We start from the raw sequence: 5,744 nt of genomic DNA, 5'->3' as shown, positions 1-5,744 counted from the left end.
CGTCACTTGCGCCCGCCGCCAGTCGTCCCACGCTGCCACATCGGCGTCCGTCACTTGCGCCTCTGCACGGGGGGCGGTTCGCCCGCTTGTTTGCTCAAAACGGGATACCGAGGCCTCGTTATATCCAAAATCAAGAGGCGGCGAGAAGCGGGAGTCTGGTGAGATGAACACTCCGTAGGGGTAGCGGATGTAGTCCAGGTGGACCCCCGCCAGTCGCGGATAGTTGCTCACCAGGTGCGCCGCGACGTCGATGATGCGCTGGCGCACGTCAGGATTGCCCGGATCCAGAAAAATGCCCCGGGTATCCGGGCCAAAACCCTTCGCCCATTCGGGTGCTCCCGAGGCGGGATAGTCGAGAAGCGAGCGGCCGTATCGATCCCGGAGGACGGCTTCTTCCCCCAGTTCCTGGACAATGGGGGCGTCTTGGTTTTTGGCCAGGGCGTAGGCGTTGATCCAGGCATGGATACGAATGGGGCACCCGTGGTTTTGTCCCTGGGAAGCCAAATCCAGCAGGAGTGTCAGGGGCTCCTGCCCAAAACGCTGTGCGGGAGAATCGTCAGCCAGGGAGGTTGTGAACCATGAGCGGCCCGAGCGATAAACCTGAGCGTAAATATCTGTGACCCCTGTTGCCCGGGCCCGTTGCACCAGTGCCCTGATTGCTTCCGGGCTGTCCAGGGTTCTGTTGGCGCCCTCCGCCTGTACCCAAAGGCCCACTTCGAAGGTTGCGCCGGGGCAGGGGTCCGTTGGGGAATTCTCTGTCAGGTTGTCTTGTTTCAGGTGGTCTTGGGGGTAGGAACACCCGGATATCAGAAGCGCGATGAGCAGGAGCCAAGGCGCTCCTGTGTGTGAGAGCCGCATCAACATGACCAATTTCTTCGATGAGGATGGACGGTGATAAGCCACAGGGACCGGCGTGGCATCTGGCGACTGCCTGATGATGCCCGGCTCAGGTCCGGTGCAGGTTTTCTAACACCTTCGCCACGTCCGCCGCTGCATCGTTTCTGGCCAGGCGTCCCATGGCGGCCGCCATGGCCACCAGTGGATCCCGTGCAGGGGTCCCCATGGACAGGCGGGGTTCCAGCAGGCGCCGGACAGCGCGGTCCAGTGGGGCACCATCGGGGCTTTCATGGACGATGACCGCGGCGCCAAAGGCGGCAACCGCCGCGGCATTGGCTTCCTGATGTTGATTCGCTGCATGGGGATAGGGCACCAGTATGGCCGGGCAGCGGCTTGCCGCTAGTTCGCTGATGGTGCCAGCTCCGGCGCGGCTGATGGCCAGGTCCCCATACTGCAGGAGACCGGCCGTCTCCTCGGTGAACGGGCGCTCCACGTAGGCCGGATCCCGCAAGCTGCCCATCTCCGGATCATTGCGCCCACAGAGATGCACCAGCCGACACCCTGCCTCCAGCCAAGGCCGGGCCTGCTGCCGCACCATGTGGTTCAAGCCACGGGCCCCCTGGCTGCCACCCATCACCACCAGCAAGGGGCCGGATCCACGGGGCACCCATTCCGGCAACGGGGCCGGGCGGTAGAACTGGGGGCGCACCGGTGTTCCCGTATGCCAGATGCGGGCGGGTGGGCGGCTCAGCTTTGTTGAACTCCATCCCAGGGCCACCCCGCTACAGCACCCCCCCAGCAGGCGGGTGACCCGGCCGGCAACAGCATTGGACTCATGGAGCAGGACCGGCAGCCCAGCCAGCCGTGCCGCCAGAACGGCCGGGGCAGCAATGTACCCTCCTGTGGTGAACACCAGGGTAATCTGCTTACGGTGCAGCAGCCGTCCCACAGCCCACACCGCCACAAACAACTGAATCAGCCGCCGCAGCCGCAGCCGCCACCCCCCTTGCAAGCCCCCCATGGCCACCCAGTGCAAGGGGTAATGCTTGGGTACCAGACGTCCATCCAGGCGATCTCGCGTTCCCAGCCAATGGATGTCCCAATGGGGAAGCTTTTCTGCCACCGCCAGGGCCGGGAAAAGGTGGCCGCCGGTGCCACTGGCGGCAATCAGCAGGCGTGTCATGGCGATGATGCCGCGAAGACCCGTACCGTAGGCAAGAGGCGTCCAGGAGTACATCCCATGTCCATCTCCGCCAAGCTGCTGTCCATCGCCACAGCATGGGTTGTGGCTGGTGCTTCCCTGCTGCAGCCTGGGCAGGCGTCCCAACTGGAAAGCCAGCTTGTGGATCGTCTCCGCCAAGTGCTGAACAACAACGACACTGCGGGGCTCACGGCCTTGATTGGCCCGGAGGGGACTGTGGATGCCCAGCAACTGACCGCCTGGCTGGAGCGACTGACGGAGAGCTTTGGGCCCCTCACATGGCAGGTGAGCCAGGGCCGGCCCCTCCCGGATGGGCGGGCCCGTTTGGAATTGTCCGTCACCGGTATGGGTGAGGTGGCAGGGGTTGTCTATCAACTGGAGGCCACCCAGACTCTGGCGGTCTCCAGCCACCAGGGGCAGATCCTGAGCCAGGAGGTGCTCCAGGAGGAGTCATGGGTCTACAGTGGCGATCAGAGGTTGCCGGTGACCCTGCAAATCCCCGATGCCGTGCTGACCGGCCAACGCTACGACGTGGACGTGGTCCTGGACGATCCCCTGGACAGCGGGCTGTTGGCGGGGGGCATCCTGGAGGTGAGCCGCGACGAGGTGGAGATCATGGGTGCCCCCACCATTCAGCTTGGCACTCTCAATGCCGGTGGCCTGTTCAAACGGGTCCAGGCGCCCTATACGGCCGGCGGCCAAACCTGGACCGTCATGCTGGTTCACCCCGACGGCACGGTGATGACCAGCAAACGGGTACAAGTGCGTGATACACCGCCCCTGGCGCCACCACCCAATGTTCCCTGATGTGGTTCCCATGCATCACACCAGCCTGGTGATGCTGTTGCTGCTGCTGGGATTCGCGGTCATTCACAGTGGTGGCGCCGCCCTGCGGTTCTGGGGAGAGCAGCACCTGGGCCCCCGGCTTTGGCGTCTGGTCTTCGTTGGCGCCAGCCTGCCCATGGCGGTGCTGCTGGTTGCTTACTTCCTGACCCATCGCTATGACGGCCTGCGGTTGTGGAATCTGCAAGGGGTGCCTGGCATGGCGCCTACCGTGTGGGTGTTGACGGCCTTGAGTTTTGTCTTCCTCTATCCAGCCACCTTTCGCCTGCTGGAAATTCCGGCCCTGCTCAAGCCTCGGGTGCGTCTCTACAGCACCGGGATTCTGCGCGTCAGCCGCCATCCCCAGATGGTGGGCCAACTGCTCTGGTGCTTCAGCCACACCCTGTGGCTGGGGACCAGCTTTGCCCTCATGGCCAGCCTGGGGCTCGTGGCCCACCACCTGTTTGCCGTGTGGCACGGGGACCGGCGACTACACCAACGCTTTGGCGAGGCGTTTGAAGAGATGCGCCGCACCACCTCCATCCTTCCCTTTCAAGCGGTGCTGGACGGACGGCAGCAGTTGGTGTTGTCGGAATTCCTCCGCCCTGCCTATGGGGGCGTTCTGTTGGCCGTGGTGGTGTTCTGGTGGTCTCACCGCTGGATTGGGGCCGCCACGGCAGCCTTCAGTTTCACCCGTTTGAATCATCTATTGAGCTGATGGATCCATCATCGGGTCCTGGTCCCATGGACACCTTCACCATGGCATGGCGCAGCACCTCCCCCTCCAGGTGGTAGCCACGCTGCAACTCTTCCATCACCACGTCCTCTTCATACTCGTGGCTGCGCTCCCGCATCACCGCCTCGTGGAGAGACGGATCAAAGATCTGGCCCTCAACCTTCATGGATGACACGTTCAGCCGCTTCAAGGCTGTGACCAATTGCTTGTAGATTCCTTGATAGTCTTGATGGACATCCCGAGCATGGAGTGTGTGGAGTTTTGCAGGGGACAGGGCTTTGCGTGCCCTCTCGAAATCATCAACAACGGGCAGTATCTCCCGTAAGACTGCACAAGTGCGTCGCAGTTTAAGTTTGTCTTGATCACGTTCACTGCGCCGCCGGAAATTATCAAATTCAGCGGCACGCCGCATGATCTGGTTGTCTTTTTCTTCCAGTTGCTGCTGCTGCTGCTTGAACTGCCGGTCCATGGCCTCCTGCCATCGCTCCAGCTTTGACACTCTTTCCTCAAGGGGCAGCCCATGGCTGGGGGGCTGTTGCTGCTCCATGTCTTCCTCAATGGTTTCCTCCTGCCGTCGTTCCAGCTTCAACACCCGCTCCTCCACGGACTCCCCAGGACTTGAGGGCAGGGGCTGCTCCGAATCCTCCTCCCCGTCTGCCTGGTTTGCGTCTCCTTGAGCAGAGGGCTTGGCCCCAGCCTCCGGGGATGAGTCAGCCTCGGATGGGGTGGGCATGACGACGCCAGAAGGGGGCACCTGGCCTTGATCGGGGCCGTGGTCGGTGGAGGGGATCGGCTGACCGTGGTTCTGGCTGGTCATGACAACGGGTGAAGGACTGCTGGGAACAACCCATCTTGGCAGTTCATAGTTCCTGGCTACAAGGGCTGGCTGTGGGGGGAAGGCCGCACTTTGTGGGAAACCTCAAGCCCAGCACCCAGCCGGCAACATGACCAGCCAATCCTTCCCACCTCTGACCCCAACCGGGCCGGGCCCCCTGCCGGAGGCAGGATGGCAACTGGTCCGTCAGGGATTCTGCAGTGAGCAGCAGGTGCGCATGGCCTTTCAGCGCTGCCGCAGCGGCGGAGACAATTTGACCCAGGGTCTTGAGGATCTGGCTGGCCATGCCCTTTCTTCCCAGGCGGTTCACGGCCTGCAGGAGCTGCAACACCTGGAGCAACAACTCCTCCATGGCCGCCGCCTGGCCAACGGGCATCAGGCGGTGAAGCCGGCTGGCGAGCTGAGTGAGCTTGGCGACGCCAGCGAGCAGAGCAACCAGGCCGAGGCCGCTGACCTGGCAGCAGTGGTGGCAGCGGAGGATACCTCGCCGGCAGTGGCCATGGCAGACAAAATCCTTATGCAAGCCCTGAGCCAAGGGGCCAGCGATATCCACGTGGAACCCCAGGAAAACGAACTGGTGGTGCGTCTGCGCCAGGACGGGGTGCTGCAGACAACCTACAGCGGGTTACCTAAGCAGATGATTCCCGCCGTCACCTCCCGCTTCAAGATCATGGCAGACCTGGACATTGCCGAGAGGCGCCTTCCTCAGGACGGGCGCATCCGCCGCCGCTTCCAGGGCCGCACCGTGGACTTCCGCGTCAGCAGCCTGCCCAGTCGCCATGGGGAAAAGATCTGCCTGCGGCTGCTGGATCACAACACGGTGCAGTTGGGTCTGGATCAATTGATCACCAACGAGGCGGTGCGCACTGCAGTGCAGGCCATGGGCACGCGTCCCCACGGCATGGTTCTGGTTACCGGTCCCACCGGTTCGGGCAAATCCACCACCCTCTATGCCCTGTTGGCCCTGCTCAACCAGCCGGGTATCAACATCAGCACCGTGGAGGATCCGGTGGAGTACACCCTGCCCGGCATTACCCAGACCCAGGTCAACCGGGAGAAGGGCCTGGATTTCGCCAAGGTGCTGCGGGCCTTCATGCGCCAGGACCCGGACGTGTTACTGGTGGGGGAAACCCGGGACCGGGAGACCGCCAAAATCGCCGTTGAGGCGGCCCTCACCGGCCACTTGGTGCTCACCACCCTCCACTGCAACGACGCCCCCAGCGCCATCGTGCGCCTGCAGGAGATGGGCATTGAGCCGTTTCTGGTGGCGGCCTCCCTCCTGGGGGTGGTGTCGCAACGGTTGCTGCGCCGTG

General features: G+C 63.4%; 6 protein-coding genes. 3 read left to right on the top strand and 3 right to left on the bottom strand.

The window, feature by feature from the left end:
• Both FLM9_RS01965 and FLM9_RS01960 read right to left on the bottom strand, forming a co-directional pair.
• On the bottom strand, positions 1-864 hold an 864-nt coding region (locus FLM9_RS01965; RefSeq protein ID WP_143324556.1), incomplete at its 3' end, for a family 10 glycosylhydrolase.
• Positions 865-946: 82 nt separating this feature from the next.
• Positions 947-2,020 carry a UDP-N-acetylglucosamine--N-acetylmuramyl-(pentapeptide) pyrophosphoryl-undecaprenol N-acetylglucosamine transferase gene (locus FLM9_RS01960; RefSeq protein WP_074457012.1) on the bottom strand — a complete coding sequence of 358 codons (1,074 nt, stop codon included), beginning with the start codon at positions 2,018-2,020 and terminating at the stop codon, positions 947-949.
• Positions 2,021-2,077: 57 nt separating this feature from the next.
• Between FLM9_RS01960 and FLM9_RS01955 the strand changes: the two genes are divergently transcribed.
• Both FLM9_RS01955 and FLM9_RS01950 read left to right on the top strand, forming a co-directional pair.
• A complete protein-coding gene (locus tag FLM9_RS01955; RefSeq protein WP_074457011.1) occupies positions 2,078-2,845 on the top strand; it encodes a DUF8623 domain-containing protein in 768 nt (255 codons plus the stop codon).
• 10 nt (positions 2,846-2,855) lie between these two features.
• Positions 2,856-3,578: an NnrU family protein gene (locus FLM9_RS01950; RefSeq protein WP_180365267.1), complete on the top strand. Its 723-nt coding sequence runs from the start codon at positions 2,856-2,858 to the stop codon at positions 3,576-3,578.
• Here the strand turns inward: FLM9_RS01950 and grpE are convergent.
• Positions 3,550-4,413 (bottom strand): nucleotide exchange factor GrpE, encoded by an 864-nt coding sequence (grpE, locus tag FLM9_RS01945; RefSeq protein WP_074457009.1) that lies wholly within the window; start codon positions 4,411-4,413, stop codon positions 3,550-3,552. The genes FLM9_RS01950 and grpE overlap by 29 nt on opposite strands.
• A 127-nt stretch (positions 4,414-4,540) precedes the next feature.
• Here grpE and FLM9_RS01940 point away from each other — a divergent pair.
• Positions 4,541-5,744, top strand: a 1,204-nt coding sequence (locus tag FLM9_RS01940; protein WP_143324555.1) for a GspE/PulE family protein, incomplete at its 3' end; no start/stop codon positions are given.

The organism is Candidatus Synechococcus spongiarum (genome assembly GCF_900047545.1).
Classification (GTDB): domain Bacteria; phylum Cyanobacteriota; class Cyanobacteriia; order PCC-6307; family Cyanobiaceae; genus Synechococcus_B; species Synechococcus_B spongiarum_C.
The sequence above is the reverse complement of the archived record's forward strand: the minus strand, read 5'-3'. Positions and strand labels throughout refer to the sequence as shown.